Annotated in this window: 10 protein-coding genes; 6 read left to right on the top strand and 4 right to left on the bottom strand. The window is 58.2% G+C overall.

Annotated elements, in window-relative coordinates:
* The first annotated feature begins 96 nt into the window (after window positions 1-96).
* Window positions 97-3807 carry a methionine synthase gene (gene metH, locus QFX16_RS16185; protein ID WP_283180482.1) on the top strand — a complete coding sequence of 1237 codons (3711 nt, stop codon included), beginning with the start codon at window positions 97-99 and terminating at the stop codon, window positions 3805-3807.
* 62 nt (window positions 3808-3869) lie between these two features.
* Here metH and QFX16_RS16190 read toward each other — a convergent pair whose 3' ends face one another.
* On the bottom strand, window positions 3870-10946 hold the full coding sequence (locus QFX16_RS16190; protein ID WP_349294205.1) for an NEL-type E3 ubiquitin ligase domain-containing protein: 7077 nt from the start codon (window positions 10944-10946) through the stop codon (window positions 3870-3872).
* A 152-nt stretch (window positions 10947-11098) separates the two neighbouring features.
* Between QFX16_RS16190 and QFX16_RS16195 the strand changes: the two genes are divergently transcribed.
* Window positions 11099-11317, top strand: coding sequence for a DUF2970 domain-containing protein (locus tag QFX16_RS16195; RefSeq protein ID WP_283180484.1), 219 nt, complete (start codon window positions 11099-11101; stop codon window positions 11315-11317).
* On the opposite strand, the gene QFX16_RS16200 is transcribed toward QFX16_RS16195, so the two are convergent.
* Entirely contained in the window at window positions 11314-12387 is a 1074-nt protein-coding gene (locus QFX16_RS16200; protein ID WP_283180485.1) for an ABC transporter substrate-binding protein, read from the bottom strand. The two genes, QFX16_RS16195 and QFX16_RS16200, sit on opposite strands and share 4 nt — an antisense overlap.
* Before the next feature lie 522 nt (window positions 12388-12909).
* Here QFX16_RS16200 and QFX16_RS16205 point away from each other — a divergent pair.
* Together QFX16_RS16205 and QFX16_RS16210 are read left to right on the top strand one after the other, a co-directional pair.
* Window positions 12910-14568, top strand: coding sequence for a nitrite/sulfite reductase (locus QFX16_RS16205; RefSeq protein ID WP_149632040.1), 1659 nt, complete (start codon window positions 12910-12912; stop codon window positions 14566-14568).
* Window positions 14552-15046: a DUF934 domain-containing protein gene (locus tag QFX16_RS16210; protein WP_283180486.1), complete on the top strand. Its 495-nt coding sequence runs from the start codon at window positions 14552-14554 to the stop codon at window positions 15044-15046. The genes QFX16_RS16205 and QFX16_RS16210 overlap by 17 nt, the downstream gene beginning before the upstream one ends.
* A gap of 53 nt (window positions 15047-15099) precedes the next feature.
* On the opposite strand, the gene QFX16_RS16215 is transcribed toward QFX16_RS16210, so the two are convergent.
* Window positions 15100-18924: a leucine-rich repeat domain-containing protein gene (locus QFX16_RS16215; RefSeq protein WP_439900133.1), complete on the bottom strand. Its 3825-nt coding sequence runs from the start codon at window positions 18922-18924 to the stop codon at window positions 15100-15102.
* Window positions 18925-19122: 198 nt separating this feature from the next.
* On the bottom strand, window positions 19123-20148 hold the full coding sequence (sohB, locus tag QFX16_RS16220) for a protease SohB (RefSeq protein ID WP_283180488.1): 1026 nt from the start codon (window positions 20146-20148) through the stop codon (window positions 19123-19125).
* 203 nt (window positions 20149-20351) lie between these two features.
* Between sohB and QFX16_RS16225 the strand changes: the two genes are divergently transcribed.
* Complete coding sequence (locus QFX16_RS16225) at window positions 20352-21062, top strand: histidine phosphatase family protein (RefSeq protein ID WP_283180489.1); 711 nt, start codon at window positions 20352-20354, stop codon at window positions 21060-21062.
* A 64-nt stretch (window positions 21063-21126) separates the two neighbouring features.
* Window positions 21127-21441, top strand: a complete 315-nt coding sequence (locus tag QFX16_RS16230) for an SCP2 sterol-binding domain-containing protein (protein ID WP_008154977.1) — start codon at window positions 21127-21129, stop codon at window positions 21439-21441.
* Window positions 21442-21588: the final 147 nt, after the last annotated feature.

Consider the following 21588-nt stretch of genomic DNA (forward strand, 5'->3'; position numbering starts at 1 on the left):
CATGAGCGATATTCATGCAAAACCGGGACATGCTCTAAAACCGCACAGGTTTGCTATTATCCCGCCCCTTCGTCATGGTCTTTCCGAGTAGTCCAAATGTCCGATCGCAGTGTTCGCCTTCAAGCTCTCAAGCACGCCCTCAAAGAGCGCATCCTGATTCTCGATGGCGGCATGGGCACGATGATCCAGAGCTACAAGCTCGAGGAGCAGGATTACCGCGGCAAACGCTTCGCCGACTGGCCAAGTGACGTCAAGGGCAACAACGACCTGTTGATCCTGACGCGCCCGGACGTGATTGGCGCCATCGAGAAAGCCTACCTGGATGCCGGCGCCGACATTCTGGAAACCAACACCTTCAATGCCACCCAGGTGTCCCAGGCTGACTACGGCATGCAAAGCCTGGCGTACGAGCTAAACGTAGAAGGCGCACGCCTGGCGCGCAAGGTTGCAGACGCCAAGACCCTGGAAACACCGAACAAGCCGCGCTTCGTCGCGGGCGTGCTCGGTCCTACAAGCCGCACCTGCTCGCTGTCGCCTGATGTGAACAACCCCGGTTACCGCAACGTGACCTTCGATGAACTGGTGGAAAACTACACCGAGGCCACCAAAGGCCTGATCGAAGGCGGCGCCGACCTGATTCTGATCGAGACCATTTTCGACACCCTGAACGCCAAAGCCGCGATCTTCGCGGTGCAAGGTGTGTACGAAGAACTCGGCGTCGAGTTGCCGATCATGATCTCCGGCACCATTACCGATGCCTCCGGCCGTACGCTCTCCGGCCAGACCACCGAAGCCTTCTGGAACTCCGTGGCCCACGCCAAGCCGATCTCGGTCGGCCTGAACTGCGCCCTCGGCGCCAGCGAGTTGCGTCCGTACCTGGAAGAGCTGTCGAACAAGGCCAGCACCCACGTATCCGCGCACCCGAACGCCGGCCTGCCGAACGAATTCGGCGAGTACGACGAACTGCCGTCGGAAACCGCCAAGGTCATTGAAGAGTTCGCCCAAAGCGGCTTCCTCAACATCGTCGGCGGTTGCTGCGGCACCACGCCGGGCCACATCGAAGCCATCGCCAACGCCGTGGCCGGTTATGCGCCGCGCGAGATTCCGGAGATTCCCAAGGCCTGCCGCCTCTCGGGTCTGGAGCCGTTCACCATCGATCGCAACTCGTTGTTCATCAACGTCGGCGAGCGCACTAACATCACCGGTTCGGCCAAGTTTGCGCGGCTGATCCGTGAAGATAACTACACCGAAGCCCTGGAAGTCGCCCTTCAGCAGGTTGAAGCCGGCGCCCAGGTGATCGACATCAACATGGACGAAGGGATGCTCGATTCGAAGAAGGCCATGGTGACCTTCCTCAATCTGATTGCCGGTGAACCGGACATCTCCCGCGTCCCGATCATGATCGACTCCTCCAAGTGGGAAGTGATCGAAGCCGGCCTCAAGTGCATCCAGGGCAAGGGCATCGTCAACTCGATCAGCATGAAAGAAGGCGTCGAGCAGTTCATTCATCACGCCAAACTGTGCAAGCGCTACGGCGCCGCCGTGGTGGTGATGGCCTTCGACGAAGCCGGCCAGGCCGACACCGAAGCGCGCAAGAAAGAAATCTGCAAACGCTCCTACGACATTCTGGTCAACGAAGTCGGCTTCCCGCCGGAAGACATCATCTTCGACCCGAACATCTTCGCCATCGCCACCGGCATCGAAGAACACAACAACTACGCTGTGGACTTCATCAACGCCTGTGCCTACATCCGTGACGAACTGCCGTACGCGCTGACCTCGGGCGGCGTGTCCAACGTGTCGTTCTCGTTCCGGGGCAACAACCCGGTGCGCGAGGCGATTCACTCGGTGTTCCTGCTGTATGCGATCCGCAACGGCCTGACCATGGGTATCGTCAATGCCGGCCAACTGGAGATCTACGACCAGATTCCGGCCGAACTGCGTGACGCCGTGGAAGACGTGGTGCTCAACCGCACGCCGGAAGGCACCGACGCCCTGCTCGCCATCGCCGATAAGTACAAGGGCGATGGCAGCGTCAAGGAAGCCGAGACTGAAGAGTGGCGCGGCTGGCCCGTCAACAAGCGTCTGGAGCATGCACTGGTCAAGGGCATCACCACGCATATTGTTGAAGACACCGAAGAATCCCGTCAGTCGTTCACCCGGCCGATCGAAGTCATCGAAGGCCCGCTGATGTCCGGCATGAACATCGTCGGCGACCTGTTCGGCGCCGGCAAAATGTTCCTGCCGCAGGTGGTGAAATCCGCCCGTGTGATGAAACAAGCCGTGGCGCACTTGATTCCGTTCATCGAACTGGAAAAAGGCGACAAACCGGAAGCCAAAGGCAAGATCCTCATGGCCACGGTGAAAGGTGACGTGCACGACATCGGCAAGAACATCGTCGGCGTGGTGCTGGGTTGCAACGGCTATGACATCGTCGACCTCGGCGTGATGGTGCCGGCTGAGAAAATCCTGCAAGTGGCCAAGGAGCAGAAGTGCGACATCATCGGCCTCTCCGGCCTGATCACCCCTTCCCTGGATGAAATGGTCCACGTGGCCCGCGAAATGCAGCGTCAGGACTTCCATCTGCCGCTGATGATCGGTGGCGCGACCACCTCGAAAGCGCACACGGCGGTGAAGATCGAGCCGAAATACAGCAACGACGCTGTGATCTACGTCACCGACGCTTCCCGCGCCGTGGGCGTGGCGACACAGTTGCTGTCCAAGGAATTGAAGCCGGCGTTCATCGAGAAGACTCGCCTGGAATACATCGAAGTCCGCGAGCGCACCGCCAACCGCAGCGCCCGTACCGAACGCCTGAGCTATCCGGCGGCCATTGCCAAAAAGCCGCAGTTTGACTGGAGCACTTACGAGCCTGTCAAACCGACGTTTACCGGTGCCAAGGTGCTGGACAACATCGACTTGAAAGTCCTGGCCGAATACATCGACTGGACACCGTTCTTTATCTCCTGGGACCTGGCCGGCAAATTCCCGCGCATCCTCACGGATGAAGTGGTCGGTGAAGCCGCCACTGCGCTGTTCGCCGACGCCCAGGAAATGCTCGCCAAGCTGATTGACGAGAAACTCATCAGCGCCCGTGCGGTGTTCGGCTTCTGGCCGGCCAACCAGGTGCGTGAGGATGACATTGAAGTCTATGGCGATGACGGCAAGCCGATTGCCAAGCTGCATCACTTGCGTCAGCAGATCATCAAGACCGACGGCAAACCGAACTTCTCCCTGGCTGACTTCGTTGCACCGAAGGACAGCGAGGTAACCGACTATGTGGGTGGTTTCATCACCACCGCCGGGATCGGTGCCGAAGAAGTGGCCAAGGCCTATCAGGATGCCGGCGACGATTACAACTCGATCATGGTCAAGGCACTGGCCGACCGCCTGGCCGAGGCGTGCGCCGAGTGGCTGCACCAACAGGTCCGTAAAGACTACTGGGGTTACGCCAAGGACGAGACGCTCGACAACGAGGCATTGATCAAAGAGCAGTACACAGGCATCCGCCCTGCTCCGGGCTACCCGGCCTGCCCGGATCACACCGAGAAAGGCACGCTGTTCACCCTGCTCGACCCTGAAGCCAGCGAAATGCAGGCCGGCCGCAGCGGCGTGTTCCTTACCGAGCACTACGCCATGTTCCCGGCGGCAGCAGTCAGTGGTTGGTACTTCGCTCACCCGCAAGCGCAGTATTTTGCCGTGGGCAAGATCGACAAGGATCAGGTGCAGAGCTACACATCGCGCAAGGGTCAGGAGTTGAGCGTGACCGAGCGGTGGTTGGCGCCGAACCTGGGTTACGACAACTGATGGTGGTCCCGGGAGTCGACTGGTGCGACTCCCGGGGTTCTTGTGAAAGCTGCAGGTGAACGTTACAGCCCCACCAGCGTCCGTTCTTTTTCAGACAATTCGCGCACCAACTTTCCTTGCTCGAAGAGAAGGTCTACCTCTATCGCCTGCATGGCGGTTTTGTACTGCTCTTCGTCGCCTTCGCCGTAATTTGGATACGCCTCGTCTACATCATGCTCTCTGCCTGCGAAGCCCTCTCGCACCTGAGCGAACCGTTCAGGGTATTTGTCCTTCAAATAGTCGCTCCAGTACTTGCGGCCGACCAAATCATCAATAAATGCCGAAGATTGTTCTGCCGCGATCACTTCAGCATGGGCCGCATTCAGCATGGCAGGCGTAACGTTGCCGCTGTAGCGCATGCCTCTTGGTTGCCCCGGCAACTCAAGTCGCTCGGCAAGGCCGATACGATAGGCCAACCGCACCTCCGCCGGATCAGTTGAACGACGCTTTGCCTGTCGCTGGACAATGTCGCGGTTAGCGATTTCCTCGACTTTCCCAAGGCGAAACAGGCTCCTGCCAAGTCTGAACAAGACGTTACCTTGTTGGCCCAGGGAAATTGACTTCGTGGTCTCAAATTCGAAAGCCTTAACTTCTATGTCGCTGAACAACAGGATTTGACCATCAACGCAGGTTGCGCCAGACCTCGCCATTTCGAATATCGTATCCCTCAGACCTGCGTCGCTATCGGCCACCCTCAGTACGGTATGGACCCGCCGCACAAGATCAGAGCGTCCCGTCAGGAAGTCTGTCGTACCTTCCATTTTGGTCAGCAGATTGAAGAAGAACTGATTGTTTTGCGCTTGCTCGAAGTCATTCCATATCCGTATCAATTCCTCTGAGTCAGCTGCTGACGGAGCGATCCATCGCTCACGGGCGTCGGTACCTGTCACCTCATCCATATCCACTTCTACGTCACTTGCGATCAAGTCATCGCTATCGCTGTCGTTAAATCTGCCGCTGTCGCTACTGCTATCAAACCGCTCCAACGCCTCGTCAATCGTTGACGGCGTCCATCCCACTATCTGCTCGCCCTCCCGCACCTGATTACGCAGCATTAGCAGGCTCGCGCCATCCAGATCGTTGCTGGCCAGATCCGTGCCCGCACGCAATACCCTGTGCTCGTCGGCCATCAGGAACGGCGGAATGGACTCGATCATGTTGTCGCGCAAATCCAGTGCGCTGAGCGAGGGGAGCTGAAGCGCTCCCTGCGGCCAGATGACCAGGCGATTGCCACTCAGATCGAGGGCCTGCAAACGGGTAAGAGGGCTGACATCCAGCGACTCAAGCCAGTTTTCCGCCAGGTTCAATGACTCCAGGTTGCTCAATCCTGCAAGCTGACGCTGGAGCTGAGGCGCATTGGAAAAACGGTTATTGACTGCCGAAAGTCGCTTGAGGCTGTTCAATGAGATCACGGACTCTGGCAAGGCATACATTGCGTTGGCATTCAGCGCCAGGGTATGAACATGAGTAAACGCACCAAGGAAATCGCTCAGCCCCTCTTCTCTCAGATACACGTTGTTCAGGTTCAACGCACCGACATGAGCGAAGTCGGCGGGTAGAGCCGGGAGATTGCCCAAGGGGTTATCGGACAGATCAAGGATATAACCTCCCGATGCGCTCTCCACGGCCTGCGCCCCGCGGAGGTTCTGCCTCCAGCACGCCATTATCCGGTCAGCCGCCTGACGACGCTCGGTGGCTGCAATCCACACAGGAGGAGAGGATTCACCCATCTGCTGTGGTGGGGTTTCGATCCATGTGTTCAGGGTCTTCGTCAATGCCTGATGTTGTCTGTCCCATTTGGCCAATTGCTCATACAGGGGGCCAGCGCCGCCATGGCGTAACGTCAGTTCATCAATCATCTGTATCGCCTCGGCGCCTGGCAGATCCGGGTCAAGCCTTCGCAAGCGGGCTTGCGGGGTCAAGCGTGTCAGGTCGTTGCCAGGTGCAACGGGCAGCGGCAATAACAAGTCCGGATTTTGCGCGACCAGAACCGGAAAGTACTCTGGTTCACCCATGGTAATGCCCGCCTGCAAGCTGGCTCTGGAGATACCCATGGGTGTTTCGGAAGAAGTACTCGCCAGCAAATCGGTGCGGGCCTTTGCCGTCAACCGACAGCCAGTCATATCGATCCTTAGAGCATCATGGCCGGTCAGGGCAGCCTCGGGAATCGCCGTGATCGCGCTGTTGTTCAACTCGAGCCTGCCGAGGCCGGACAAGCCCAACGTACCTTTTGGCCAGTCTTTAATAGCGGTATGACCCACACGCAGGGTCTTCAAGCGGGTCATGGCGCTGACATCCAGCGAATCGAGCCGGTTATAGCGCAAGTCCAGGCTTTCAAGGGCAGACAACCGGTTCAAGCGTCGCTGCATACTCGGGGTAATTGTCAGGTGATTTCGGCTCAGCTCCAGATCACTGAGTTTTCCGAGGTTGTCCAATGCCGACGGAAGATCCAGCAGTTGATTGCCACTCAGATCCAACCCGCGAATGTCGGTGAAGCTGCTCAAAAAACGACTGAAATCCTCGGATGAGGCCACCACACCCGACATTTGCAGGGTTTGCACATGGGCAAAATTCGTTGCTGACAGCGCTGGCAGCTCAGGCAGATCGCCCAGCGCCCAGCCGGACAAATCAAGATTCGATGAAATGATTTGTCGCGGCATGACAGGCCATGGCCGCACCGTTGAAGGTCCGGCCTGAGGTTGCGAAAACTGTGCCTCCTCCGTACCGCCATAGCGTTTACGCAGACCATCACGCCAGCACTCACGGATTCGCCGGGCAACGGATTCTCGTTCCCGAATGTTGACTTGCCGGCCATTGGCGCTTGCTGTTCGCTGCTGCCACGCCTCCAGTTGCTGTCGCAATGCCTGTCCATCCTGGCGCAGTGCATTGATCCGTGCCAGCAACGCCCGCCCTGCCAACCCCTCAGCCTTCATTCGCCCAAGGGCAATCTTCGAAAGCTCGGCGCTTGTCTCCAGGGCGTTGTGTAGCGTGCCTTGGCAATAACGATCCAGCATTTGCCCGGTATCCAGCAAATGCGCAGGATTGTCATGCACATACTCGTATGCCTTCACGAAGTCCTCAGTGCTCAACCTGGCCCAGTTGAGTTTCATGCCAGGCCACAGTGATTCATGCCCGGATAGCCATTCAGGGGGAAGTGTCTTGACGCTTGAGTGAGTGAGATCCAGCGACCTGAGCTGCGGCAATTGCAGAGCGCCCTTCGGCCAGGCCTCTGTCGTTCCGTACACACTCAACGAATGCAGTTGAGTCAGGCGACTGACATCCAGCTCGTCCGCCATGCCGATCACGTCCAATCGTTGCAGTTGTGGCATGGCGTCTATCACCGATTGGGCAGCTTCAGTGAATTCCGGACCCAGCGGCCCTGCCATCCGCAGTTCACAAATACTCGGCAGTGCCTTTAGCCTCTCGGCCAGTTGAACCCTATCGACGCCATCGTGGATCCCCAACGTTAGCCACCGGGCGTTGGGGAACTGACGCACAAAGGTTTCCGGTGTCTGACTCAATACTCCACCAACGCTCATGTTCAGACGACTTACGTGAGGAAAGTTGGCGGCCAGTTCCGGCAGGCTGTCTGCAGCGCCCACGTCCAGAGAAACACTGGCATCGCCATCGTAAATACCCCTCTGCTGCCAGACGTATTGAATGTTTCGTGCGACTTGATGGCGCACAGTATTCTGGCCGCCGCTGGTTATCCATTGTTCGAGCTGCGCCGTCAGTGCCTCGTATTCCCGGCCCCGCATGTTCAGAAAATTGGCGATCTGCGTTTCGGTCATGCCATCAAGCGCAAGCTTGATGACCATCAATTCCGCCAACTCATCGGAGAAGATCGGATAGACATCCCGCAACCTGGAGACCAATGAGGGATTCACCGTTGCTCCGGCACCTCGCCCGCTCAACGGGTAGCCGACCCTGCCGTCGGCCAGTCGCACCGGCGAACGGAATCGTGGCGTGGCGGCATTGGGCACGAGGGTTTCCATCATCTGATCACGGTGGCCCATGGCGTAGGTGGCCAATGTCTTTTGTAACTTGGCACCCTGCGTCACATTGGGCATGCCCAACTGAGTGCGGACGTCGTCCGGCAACGCATGCATGACCGAAGAGAAAAAGTTGTCGCCTTCTTTCGGCACGCTGTTCAATGAGTTTTTTTGCTGGTCGAAAGCCTGGAACTGGTTGGTTTGATGATGTTGATAGCCGTCCTTGACCAGGTATTTGACTTGCTCGGCCGTCTCGCTACCGATGCTGTCGAGCAGTTTTCCACCGCAATCGCCCTGACGAACTTCCAGGCGCAGGTTTTTCGACCAGCCGGGGAGTTTTTCCAGGCTGTGCAGCGCCAGGCGCTGGCTGTCGGATGACGCCATGCTCTCCAGCTGCAATCCGGCCAGGGCCTTGTTCAGCCGAGTCACCCGGGCGCGCGCACGTCCCTTGAGCAACAGACTGGTGGGGAGTCGGCCGGCTTGTTTGATGTGCAGCCGTTCCTTGGCTGTGGCGTTGGCCAGGACTTCTTGCGCCGCGTCCGTCGATAGACCGGGGAAAGTACGTTGCAGCGCCTGAAGTTCACGCGTTGTTGCCTTGGAATCCTGGCTGAGTTTGTCGAACAATGAGGTTTTGTTGCCCGAAAGCTGGTCGCCAAGCTGTTGTCGAAAAACCGTTTCAAGCTCTGCCTCGACCCGCGCACCTTCACCCCCCAGCAAGCGAACGATTTCTTCCTCATCCAATGCCGCAAGCACTCGTTCGGGCAATTTCCCGGCAGACACATCCTCACGGAAAATCTTGATGCCCGGCTTTACGGGTGTCGACGCCTCACCGTAGCGGGACGAAGCACCGCTCAGGCTTGCATTGTCGAACACGTCGATCACCCGCCCCTGCGGCCAACGCGGCATATTGATCACTTGCGGCAAGACGTCGTTGTAGCGGCTGTCCGGCACCGGCTGATCGAGACGAATCTGTTCAATCATTTCATTGAGCTGACGGTTGATCTGAAACTGCCGCAACGTGTCGGATAACGCTGATGGCAAGCGCAGGTTATCCGTATGGATCTTGCGCAACGCGTCGTCGTTAACGCCGCTGATATCGGCGATTTTCTCCAGCGTCGCCGCGTCAATACCGTCGGTGACCGGGCCAAGACGTCGTAACAAGGTGGCACGATCCCACCCCAGCGGGCGTTCGAAACGATGGCGCCACGCGCCCTCACCGTTGTGTTCAAGAACGGGGGAGTAAGCGTCCGGGGCCGTCGGGTGTTTGAGGCGCCATTTGTTCAGCTTGGGGTCGAAGGTTTTTTCGTAGACGTTACCGTCGAGCCTGATATAGGTCTTGCCGTCCACTTCATACTGCCCAAGCTTGTCGGGCTTGAGCCCCGCCGGCAAGGCCATGTCGCTCAGGTAAGGCGTCAAGCCAGGCCGCCACAACTGTTCGCTGCCAAACGGCAATTTGACCTTCACCAGGCCATCGACGATGGGTGTGGAGAGCACTTTCGGCGCTTTACTGGCAACCGCGCCTACAGCCGCCATGAATGCCACGTTCACGGCCACTGACTTCAAATAACTCCAGGCCTGATCCGTGTCCCCGATGCTCCAGGCTTCAACCCCGTGATAAATGTCTGTGGTCAGTTGCACAGCCATCACGGCCATCATTACCTCGCCCAGGCCGGGCACAAAAAATGCCGCCACGTTGAGTATGTTCAGCCCCCACTCGGCATAGCGGGCGAGTCGTTCATACCAGGCGTCATGATCGACCTTGGCCGTCGGCACCGCCAGTTGCTCGGCAGTCTCCTTGAGGTGCGTCAGGTGCCGCGTGTACAGCTCGCCGAACAGCTCCGTATCAAAAAATTCTTCACTGATATCAAGAGTCGGTTCGTCCCGGTAAACGTGTTCGTAGATTCCGTCCAGGTGCCCTAAGAGTGTCTGTTTACGGTAAGGGAAATCCGGGTTCCATTGGAGTGTTTGCAGAGCAGTCTTGATCTTGCCGAGGAACTTGCCCGCATCACCGTGAGGGATGAGCCTGAGGAAAGAGCGCTGGTAGTTCACATCGCGCAGCCTGTAACTCAGGTCATTTTCAAAGGACTTGAGCGAGGCATATTCCATGACCGGCGCCACTGGATCACCCGGAATACAGACGATGATCCGCGAGTCCTGGTAACCCAGTACGTCAAACAGGTTTACACCGGGATTGGTCCAGCTGAAGTTGACCTTTTTACCTTTTCGCCGGCTTGCGCCAATGACAAACAGCTCACTGACAGACGACCCCAGCACATGCAACTGACTGCAAGTGACGCGCTCACCGTCCAGTGTTGGCCATTTGTCGCCGTTGAGCACGGCCAGCAATGTGCTGTAGGCCGATGGCGTGATCAGCGATTTGAGGTGGGCGATATGGGCATGCACCCGCAGACTGTCCGTCCACGCGCCGACCGTTTGGGTGCGCACGGTGGCCGCCCTGTCCGCGGCGTCAAACATCGCCGTCAGGTGTTCCTGATACTGCTTGCCGATATCCAGTTCACGGCATAGCGAGGCGAAATCGGCGGGCTTTATCGGTAGCTTCTTGATCCTGTAGCGCGTTGAAGGCCCCTTTTCCGGGTAGTCCCAACCGTAAGGTCCTCCTTGAGTTTCCAGATAGGCAGCCCGTTTACCTCGTTCAGCAATGACGTCACGCTCATCAAACGCCTGGTCTTCTTCAAAATTGCGCAGTGCCAATTGCAGCAGTGTCTGGTGAGTGATCAGCGAGCCTGCAAAGGGCTCGTAGAGCCAGGTCTGCGCAACATCAACTTTCAACCCCAACTTTTTTTGCAACGCCGCTTCGAGCAACGGTTGTGCGAATTCGGTGACCCCTTTGAGCCCGGCGAGTGTTTTTGCCAGGGTTTCGTTGGAGGTTCGACTGCGCTTCTGGTCGTCCCGTACAGTGTGTCGTTGGTCGCTGGAGGCCTTCTGAAACCAGTCCGGCATGGCATTTTCGGCCAGGCCTCCCGGTGTTCTCGCCCGATCCAGAGCCCGGATGTTTGCCGGGGTCAGGTGGCGTATCCGATCGTGCAGCTTTTTTTTGATGAAATGGTTGTGAAGGCCCTTTTCCTGGGTCGATGGGATTCCACTCATGTGGCAACACCTGATGCTGTTAAATGAAGCACCAGTCAATCAGCAGGTTTGTCGTCCAGGGCGGTACATAGTTATACCGGGTAGCGCCGGGGGCGATTTTCTTTCCGTGGGTTGTCTATGCTTGTCTTACTCAAACGGGAGACGAGGGGTTTATGGACGATCCAGCCGACAACAAGCCGCCCACTTTCTGGCAAATACTGCACAGCGTCATGGCGGCGGCGTTCGGGGTGCAGAGTGGGAAGAACCGGGCCCGGGACTTCACTCACGGCAAGCCCAGTCATTTCGTGATGCTGGGGATTTTGTTCACCGCGGTGTTCGCATTGACGCTGTATGGCATCGTGCAACTGGTGGTGCATCTGGCCGGGGTTTAGCGCATCAAGGTTTGCAGGCTGAACGGATAGCGATACGACGTCGGCTGGCCCTTGGCTGAAAGACGGCGGAAGTTCACACCGTAATCCGGTGATTCCCCCATGGCCAGCAGTCGCTTGGCCTGTGCCTTGTCGATCAGTTGCAGCAACGGGATTTGTCGGTCTCGGCCGCCGTAATGGGTGAGATCCACGCCCTGCTCAAGATCATGCAACTCCACCAGCGCCCAGCCGCCCAATGTGAAGTGCCCGCCCAACAGCACGCTGATGCGTCCGTCGACCGTCGCCTGCAACGCCGCCGGCGAGGTGTTGACCGCACTGAACAACGCATCCTTGCCGGGTATCCCACCCGCCTCCGAATACGCCTGCATGGCGCCAAACGCCATTTCGTCATTGGCTGACCACACCAGCGAGACCTTCGGGTAACGCCGGAACAGCAGTTTGGCCTGTTCATAGGCCCGTTCCCGGGTCCAGCCGCTGTAAACCAGTTGGCGCAACCGCACTTCCGAGTGTTCGGCCAAGGCCCGCATCATGCCTTGCTCACGCAATTGCGCCGAAGGGGTGATCTTCAGGCCGGAAAACGCCAGCAACTCGATGACCTGACCGGGCGCCGCGGGCGGATGCTGGCGAATCAGTTCCTTGAGCATCAGGTAGCCACCCTCCTCGTCGTTGGGCACCAGGCTGCCCAAGCGCTCAGGGCGCTCACCCAGCAGGCTCGTTTGGTTGGCCGTCAGGGACGCGTTGACCATAAACAGCTTTACCCCGCTGCCCTGGGCCAGGCGAATGATCTGCGGGGCGACGTACTGTTCGTTGGCGAACACCAGATAGTCCGGACGATCGGGGCCTTGCAGCGCCTGACGCGCTTGCGCCAACGTGAGCTCCGGCATGCGTCGGGAATACAGAATTCGCAGATCAATGCCCAGATCCGTGGCTGCCGCGTACATGAATTGCGAATAGCTGATCCAGAAGGCTTCGTCAGTCTTTCCGGGGCTCAGGAACAATACCGATTCCGCGCGCGCAACAGGGCAGTAAACCGCGCCAAGCATCAGCAGGAATGAGTAGAAAAACTTCAACATTGATCGTCCGAGCCCCCGGCAATTCGCCGCGCATTATAGCCAGCGAAGTCCCGGAAAACGGCGTTTATTCCGGTTATTGTCCGACAATCGTCGGGATGGGGCCCGGACGGGGTCGGTTATTGATGGCTGACCCAAAATACCGCTGTGCCCACGACCAGGATGATCAGGAACAGAATGGCCCAAGCATCGACCGTGCTATCGGGTTTTGACGTTTTGGTAGGGTTGCTCATTGCATCGCCTCTTGTCGGTTTTATCGGTGATTGCATAAAGACTCGAGCACAGTTAAGACGATGATTGCCCGCACCACAAATGTGGCTTTTACCTCATTGGTCTTCATTAGTCGTTTTGGTTCTTTACATATACTCAAACATCACTTTTGCGCATAACTGCAAACTGGTATCTTGCCCCGGCTCCGTTGGGAGTGCGCGGCCGTGCGCGCAGAATTGCCGAGGCAGCATCGGAGACTTCTAGGCGAAAAACGCAACTGGATCCGACCGGCCCAAGCCTGAGAACAGGACTTATATGTACGTATACGACGAGTACGATCAGCGGATCATCGAGGACCGCGTCAAGCAGTTCCGTGATCAGACCCGACGCTATCTGGCAGGCGAGCTGAGCGAAGAAGAATTCCGCCCCCTGCGCCTGCAAAATGGCCTATATATCCAGCGCTTCGCGCCGATGTTGCGGGTGGCGGTGCCTTACGGCCAACTGACTTCGCGCCAGACGCGAATGATGGCCAGGATTGCCCGCGACTATGACAAAGGCTACGCCCACATCAGCACCCGGCAGAACGTACAGTTCAACTGGCCGGCGCTGGAAGACATCCCGGACATCCTTGCCGAACTGGCCACCGTTCAGATGCACGCGATCCAGACCAGCGGCAACTGCTTGCGCAACGTCACCACCGACCAGTTCGCCGGTGTCGCTGCCGACGAGCTGATCGATCCGCGCCCGTGGTGCGAGATCGTCCGCCAATGGACCACGTTCCACCCTGAATTCGCTTACTTGCCGCGCAAGTTCAAGATCGCCATCAACGGTTCGACTTCCGACCGTGCGGCCATCGAAGTCCATGACATCGGCCTTGAGCCGGTGCACAACGCCGCTGGCGAGCTGGGCTTCCGTGTGCTGGTGGGTGGCGGTCTCGGCCGCACCCCGGTGGTGGGCGCGTTCATCAATGAATTCCTGCCGTGGCAAGACCTGTTGAGCTACCTCGACGCCATCCTGCGGGTCTACAACCGCTACGGCCGTCGTGACAACAAGTACAAGGCGCGGATCAAGATTCTGGTCAAGGCCCTGACACCTGAAGTCTTCGCGCAAAAAGTCGATGCGGAAATGGAGCACCTTCGCGGTGGCCAGACCACATTGACCGATGCCGAAGTGCATCGCGTCGCCAAACACTTCGTCGACCCCGAGTACAAGGCTCTGGACAACCAGACCTTGGCGTTGGCCGAACTCGATAAAGAACACCCGGGCTTCGCGCGCTGGCGCACCCGCAATACCCTGGCCCACAAGAAGCCCGGTTATGTAGCCGTGACCCTGTCCCTGAAGCCGACCGGTGTTGCACCGGGCGACATCACCGACAAACAGCTCGATGCCGTTGCCGACCTGGCCGATCGTTACAGCTTCGGTCAGTTGCGCACCTCCCACGAGCAGAACATCATTCTGGCCGACGTTGAGCAGACCCAACTGTTCGCGATGTGGGGCGAGTTGCGCGAGCAGGGTTTCGCCACGCCGAACATCGGCTTGCTGACCGACATCATCTGCTGCCCGGGCGGCGACTTCTGCTCCTTGGCCAACGCCAAGTCGATCCCGATCGCCGAGTCGATCCAGCGTCGCTTCGAAGACCTGGATTACCTGTTCGATATCGGCGAACTGGACCTGAACATCTCCGGCTGCATGAACGCCTGTGGTCACCACCACGTCGGCCACATCGGCATCCTCGGGGTGGACAAAAAAGGCGAAGAGTTCTACCAGGTGTCCCTGGGTGGCAGCGCCAGTCGCGATGCGAGCCTGGGCAAAATCCTCGGCCCGTCCTTCGCCCAGGAAGCCATGCCTGATGTGATTGAAAAGCTGATCGACGTGTACATCGAACAACGTACCGAAGACGAGCGTTTCATCGACACCTATCAGCGTATTGGCATCGACCTCTTCAAGGAACGCGTCTATGCAGCGAATAATTAAGAACAACGAAGTCGTCGACGAAACCTGGCACTTGCTGCCCAAGGACTTCAACATCGACGAGATCAGCAACTGCGACGACCTGATCGTCCCGTTGCAGCTGTGGCGCGAACACAGCCGCATGCTCAAGGCCCGCGATGGCGGCCTGGGCGTGTGGCTGGATGCCGATGAAGAAGCCGAAGAGATTGGTGAAGACGTGGCGGATTTCCAGGTCATCGCCTTGAACTTCCCGGCCTTCACCGATGGCCGCAACTACTCCAATGCGCGCCTGCTGCGTGACCGTTATGGTTTCAAAGGCGAATTGCGGGCAATTGGCGATGTGCTGCGCGACCAGCTGTTCTACCTGCACCGCTGCGGTTTCGACGCCTTTGCGATCCGCGCCGATAAAGACCCGTACGAAGCCCTGGAAGGTCTCAAGGACTTCTCGGTGACCTATCAGGCTGCTACCGACGAACCGCTGCCGCTGTTCCGTCGCCGCTGATCGTCAAACCTTGAACCCCTTCGCGGGGTTCAAGGCTCCCTCCTTGTACTGAATTAAAGACCTGCGCGCTGTTCCAGCGCCCTGAAAGCCACCAATGGGTTTTCAAGTCGACCACGCACCGTGCCCAATCGACTCCATACTTCGCCTGAAGCATCGGCCTCCTCCAAGAGTCGCCAGACCCGCGCCTGAAGCGACAGATAACTGACCTGAAAGTCGGCGGTCAGGCTCAGCCTGTCGATTGCGCTTAAAAACCGCGTACCGGAGGGTTTGCCTGCCAGCCGCTGCCAAAGGGCTTGTCGGGACTGTTGCAGCGGTTCGTCGCAGTCTCGTAGCCACACAATCGGCTGTCCATAGTCAGCGCTTGGCGCGCTCAGCCATAAATTGATTCCCGTGTGCTCACGATGACTGATCAGTCGGCGCAGCGTGTCCTCGTCCGTCAGCGGATTACCCCACAGCAGCACACGATCCACCGAGACGGCCTGATTCATCACCGCGGGCGGAACCCGGGTAATGCGGTTATCACACAAATCCAGAGAGATCATGTAGGGCTCATCCCTGATGCCGATCGGGCACCGGGTAATCTGGGTGTCGCTCAGGTTCAGCTGACGCAAGTCATTCATCCCGAGCAGCACGGGGGGTACGCTCAATGGGTTTTCACTCAGGTCCAGCGTGTGAAGCCTGACCAACCCGGTCAACTGCGACGCCGTCTCTTGGGTGAACACCAGGCCCGTGGCTCTAAGATTCAACGACGTGAGATGAGTCAGGCTGAACATGGCCGTCGGCAGAACGGTCTGCGCCCTACCCTCGGCGTCGAATTGAGTCAGCTCGGCGCACTCAAGATTCAAGGTCTGCAGATTCGGAAAACACTCGAGGAACCCATTCAAGGTTTCACGCTCGGTCACATGGAAGTGCGGCATCGACAACTCGACGACCTCGTTGAACCGGATGTTCATGACCGGCAATCGATGATAGTCCTCGCCCGCCATGTCGAGCTTGAACCCCACAAGCTGTTCACCTGAATAGACGCGCTGATCTTGCGATGCCCGCTGTTGCCAGAGGGCGATCAGCTCGTCAGCCAGCTCGGTCCTGGTTTTTCGCTCGTAGTGCATGGCGTTCTGAACCATGTCCGCGTTATGTTCTTCAATCTGCTCATCAGTTAGCCCCTGTGCCTCGTTGTCAACTTCGTTCAGGAAGGGAATGTCCATGTCCTCAATGTCTTCCTGCACCTGATCGATCCAGCCACTCAAGTCAATGTTGAGCTGCTGAAACTGTTGCTTCAGCTGATCGATGTGTACCTGAGCATTGCCACCAGCACGCTGTAACAGTTCATCGGCTTCAGCGTTCGAGAAATCCGGATAAAGCTCCTTGAGCTGCAACCTCATCATCTCGTGCGTCAACCCTTCGCCCTGTGGCGTACCGGGGAAGCCGCCGCCGCGTAGCCCTTGCGCCTCAAAGGGCAGACCGAAATCCATCCTGCCCAGACCGAGCACGAGTTCGAAGCGCGGCATTGCCCGATCGCCGGCTTTCAGCTGCAACTCGCGGGCCGGATCAAGCGATGAAAGTTGCAGCGTCTCACGTTCGTCCCCGGACAAGATTTCAAGGACCGCTTCATAAAAGCCCGTTGGCATATCGCGACTCTGGTAACGGTTTCCCACCTTGATCAACCGTCGAACACTGGCGGCGTCAAACGCACCGCTACGGTCCAGAACCCGGCCTGCGAGGGAACTGTCGTGGACCTCAATTCGAAGGCTTTTTGGCCATCCGGGGAGATTTTTGAGGGAATGCAGGGCCAGCGTGTCGGACTCCGGGTTGATCACCGAGGGAAGGAACAGCCCCTCATACGCGCGATTGAGCCGTGCATGTTGTTGATACTGGCGGGCCTTACTGTCCAGACGCCTCAAGACTTGCCGGACCTGGATCGCGTCGGGCGGACTCTGGATGTCCACGCCATAGCGGTCGAGCATTTGCTCGATGGCGCTTTTCGGCAGGCCTGGGTATTGCCGCTGAAACAACCGGACCCATTCATACTCCGAGTGCTGAAGCGCTTCGTAACGGCTTTCGAACAGCTCGGCTCGCTGGCCTTGCAACATGCTGGCTTGCCCGAATTCCTGATCAATCCTAAAGCGGCTGATGGTATCGGCCAGCAAAGGCGTCGGCGGGCGTCCGGCCTGCATTAACCGCAGCATGTCATCATCGACGGCACTGACCTTGCCGATTTGCGCCAGCACGTCATCGCTGAAAGACGCCACCGACGGGCCGATTCCCCGGAGAAGCTCCACGCGACTCGGCAGTGCCAGGTTCGATGGTCCGGAAGTCGCGGCAACAACCTGATCCGGTGTCGGCCTGGCAACCGCCTCCCTCGGCGCTGCGCCAGGTTCACGCACTCTTTCGGCAATGACGCGGGCCTCGGCAGTTTCACTCCTGAGGGCCGCCCCTGCGCCTGCCAGCGGCAGCGCATTGAGCAAGCCAAACACCGTGCGAGTCACGCCCGCCGATCGATCACTTGAACTTTCACCGTTGATGGTCTGATCCAGGCCATACCCGGCGTCGATGATGCCTGCCAGCACCAGTAACCCTTCACCACCGGGCACAAACAACGCCAAAGGCCCAAATCGATTGATCCACTGCACGACCGGTTCAACGACTGCACTCAAGTTATCCCGGTTGACCTGCGCATCGTCACGAATGGTCTGGACACTGGCCCGAGAGGCCTCCTTCATGGTCAGGACCAGCTTGGCAAACGGATCGGTGCCGGATGGCGAGTCATCGAAATCGATGTATCGCCCAGGCTCCCAAAAGCCGTCATTGTTGAAGAACCCCGCCTCTTTGGTAAGCCGGTGTTCCTTCGGATAGACCGCCATGCCATCCAGCGCCGTCAGCACACCGGCATGGAAAGTGCCGTCCTTGCGATCATCCTCGGCAAAGTGGGCGGCCAGAGCCCGTTTTGTATCGTCACGCCGGCCCTGGTTGACAACCCATTGGTGCAATTGCCCGGAATCGTCAAACGCGTGCAGGGGTGAAGAGTTGCCGGGGATGTACAACAGAATCCTGCCGTCAGGTCCACGGTAGCCCCAGATATCTTTCGAGGTGTAGCGATAAAGCTTCAGGCGTCCCGTCTTGAGTATCGCGGGCACCCTGGTCGGCGCCTGCAATTGTTCGATTGTCAGCGTTGCCCATGCCTGATCAGACGGTAGCCCTGCCGCGTGCATGGCCAATTCGAATCCCTTTGCGGTCAGACTGTTCTCATGCCGCTGCAGCAAAGCGGCCATGACGAAAGCGGCTTTGGCCGACGTTTTCAGTGCGTGTGGTCTGGGTGCGATGATCACTTCGTCCGAGGGCCAGGCTTGAACAAGATAGGCCTGATATCGGTCCTGGAGGTCCAGTTCCCAGACCCATTTCTTGAAGTCAGCAGGCCTCACGGCGATCTGGGTTAGCGGTCCGTAGCGCTGCGGAACGGTTCGGCGATAAATGCCTTCATAGGTGTAGTAATAGTCGTTGCCGGGCTCGGTCAAATCATCGACGTGTTCCGTAACAACGATGGACGGCCCGACATCGGGTGGCGTGTACAAGCCAAACACTGTTTCGCCGAAACGCCCGTCGCCCACGGTTTGATAGTTGCCAATCAGCACCTGCACCAGGGACATGGAACTCGCTACCCGCCCCTGATGGATGCCGTTCTGCGCAGGACGTCCCTTGTAATCGAGGGTCACCAGCTGTGCGGTTGTCGGATCAATGTCATGACCCCACTTTTCTTTGATCAGGTGTTCGCCAAACTGACTAGGTGTCTGCGGCAGAGCGGCATCCACAGCGGATCTCAGCTCCTCGCGCATGCCGGGAGAGGCCGGTGCATTGTCGTCTCTGTGGGGGTGGTCAATCATGGTGCATTCCATTGCAGCATTTCAGGAACACCACCCTAACTGACCACGGATCAACCGGATGCGGGAGCGATCGACAATGACCTCAGGAAAATTCTCAAATACCGGAAGGAAAACGCATGGACTTAAAACCCGCAAAAAAAATGAAACCGGGGAGGTATCCACGGTTTCATTTTTTTGAACGATGATGCTTTTTGAGTATTACCAGAAGCGTTGCTGGGTCAGCCGGCTCCACCAGCTCAGCAACACACGATCGACCGAGCCGCTGGCCGCCATGCCGATGCGTTCCTGCAGACTTTTACGTTCGGCGTAGTGCAAGTGGTACAGCTCGGACTTTTTGGCACGTTCGGCGAGGTATTCATCGCTGGTCTTGAGTTCGTCCACCAGTTGTTTATCCAGCGCCGCGATGCCGAGCCAGATCTCACCGGTAGCCACTTCGTCGATGGCCAGTTGCGGGCGATAGCGGGAAACGAAGTTCTTGAACAACTGGTGAGTGATGTCCAGGTCTTCCTGGAACTTCTCCCGGCCTTTCTCGGTGTTTTCGCCAAACACCGTCAGGGTGCGCTTGTACTCGCCGGCGGTCAGCACTTCGAAGTCGATGTCGTGTTTTTTCAGCAGACGGTTGACGTTAGGCAACTGCGCCACAACGCCGATCGAGCCGAGAATCGCGAACGGCGCACTGATGATCTTCTCGCCGATGCACGCCATCATGTAGCCGCCGCTGGCCGCGACCTTGTCGATGCACACGGTCAACGGCACACCGGCATCACGGATCCGCGCCAGTTGCGAGGACGCCAGGCCGTAGCTGTGAACCATGCCGCCGCCGCTTTCCAGACGCAGCACCACTTCATCCTTGGGTGTGGCGAGGGTCAGCAGCGCGGTGATTTCATGGCGCAGGCTTTCGGTGGCCGACGCCTTGATGTCGCCGTCGAAATCCAGCACGAACACCCGAGGTTTGGCTGCCTCAGGTTTTTTCTTTTGCTTTTTCTCGGTTTTAGCTTCGACCTTGCGCAAGGCCTTGAGCTGGTCCTTGTCGAGCAAGGTTTGCTCCAGGCGTTCGCGCAGCCCTTTGTAGAAATCATTGAGTTTGCTGACTTGCAACTGGCCGACCGACTTGCGCCGACCTTTGCTGCGCAACGCCGCGAAACTGGCCAGGACCACCAGAATGGCGATCACCAGTGTCACGGTCTTAGCCAGAAAAACTGCGTACTCGGCAAAAAACTCCACAGGGACTCCTTTAATACGATGCGCTGCAAAAACGCGCGCGGGATACCTCCAGCATACCCATGCACCGGCTCGGCGGCCAGCCGTGAAACCTCTGGCAACAGCCCTGTAACGGGCATTTCAAACAAGCGTATGTTTTTTCATTGACAGGTCACCGTCATCCTCATAACCTCGCCGAACCTTCAACGTACCGGGATGACGCGGACGTGGGCAGTATCTATTTGATTCGACATGGCCAGGCCTCCTTTGGTGCAGACGACTATGACGTCCTGTCGCCGACCGGTATTCGCCAGGCAGAAGTCCTCGGCCAGCACCTCGCCGAACTGGGTATCAGCTTCGATCGCTGCCTCTCGGGTGACCTGCGCCGCCAGCAACACACGGCCAACAGCGCACTGGAACAGTTCGCTGCGGCAGGCCTGCCGGTTCCGGTCCTGGAAATCGATTCCGCTTTCAATGAGTTCGACGCCGACGCGGTGATCCGCGCGCTGCTGCCGGCCATGTTACCGGACGAACCCGAAGCGCTGCATATCCTGCGCAATGCCGCGCAAAACCGCGGCGAATTCCAGCGAATCTTCGCCCTGATCATCGAACGCTGGCTTGCCGGCACCTATGACACACCGGATCTGGAAAGCTGGCTGGGGTTTGTCGAACGGGTGCAAGCGGGTCTGCAGCGAATCCTCGAAAGCGCCGACAACACCCAGAAAATCGCCGTGTTCACCTCCGGCGGCACTATCACGGCCCTGCTCCATCTCATTACGCAAATGCCTGCCAGGCAGGCGTTTGAACTGAACTGGCAAATCGTCAACACCTCGCTCAACCTGCTGAAGTTTCGTGGTCGCGAGGTGGCTCTGTCTTCTTTCAACAGTCACGCGCACCTGCAACTGTTGAAGACCCCGGAACTCATCACGTTTCGCTGAGTCCGGACTATTGTGACCCTGGCTGTATTCACCCAGCTCTAATTACCCAAGAAAGGATCGAACCATGACCTCCGTAGCTGATGCCGTACAAGCAATGAAAGCCAAGTTCAACCCAGCCGCTGCTGCCGGTCTGGACCTGGTATTCGGTTTCCGCATCGACGACACCAAGAACTTCTCGCTGATCGTCAAGGACAGCACCTGCGAGCTCCAGGAAGGCGAAAATCCGGACGCCCAGGTGACTCTGGTCATGGACGGCGAAACCCTGGAAGGCATCGTCAGCGGCGAAACCGACGGCATGCAAGCCTTCATGGGCGGCAAACTGCGCGCTGAAGGCGACATGATGCTGGCCATGAAACTGTCCGAGCTGTTCCCGGCCTAAGCGCGCCGCTCCCGATCTTCGGGAGCACGCCTGGCTGCAAACGAATCCCGCCCCTCGAGGCGGGATTCGTCGTTTTTCGCCATCGGAAAACGGCTACCTGTGGATTTGCCGTCTATATTCCTTCTGGCCGCATGCGTCAGACATCGG

The organism is Pseudomonas svalbardensis (assembly GCF_030053115.1).
Classification (GTDB): Bacteria; Pseudomonadota; Gammaproteobacteria; order Pseudomonadales; family Pseudomonadaceae; genus Aquipseudomonas; species Aquipseudomonas svalbardensis.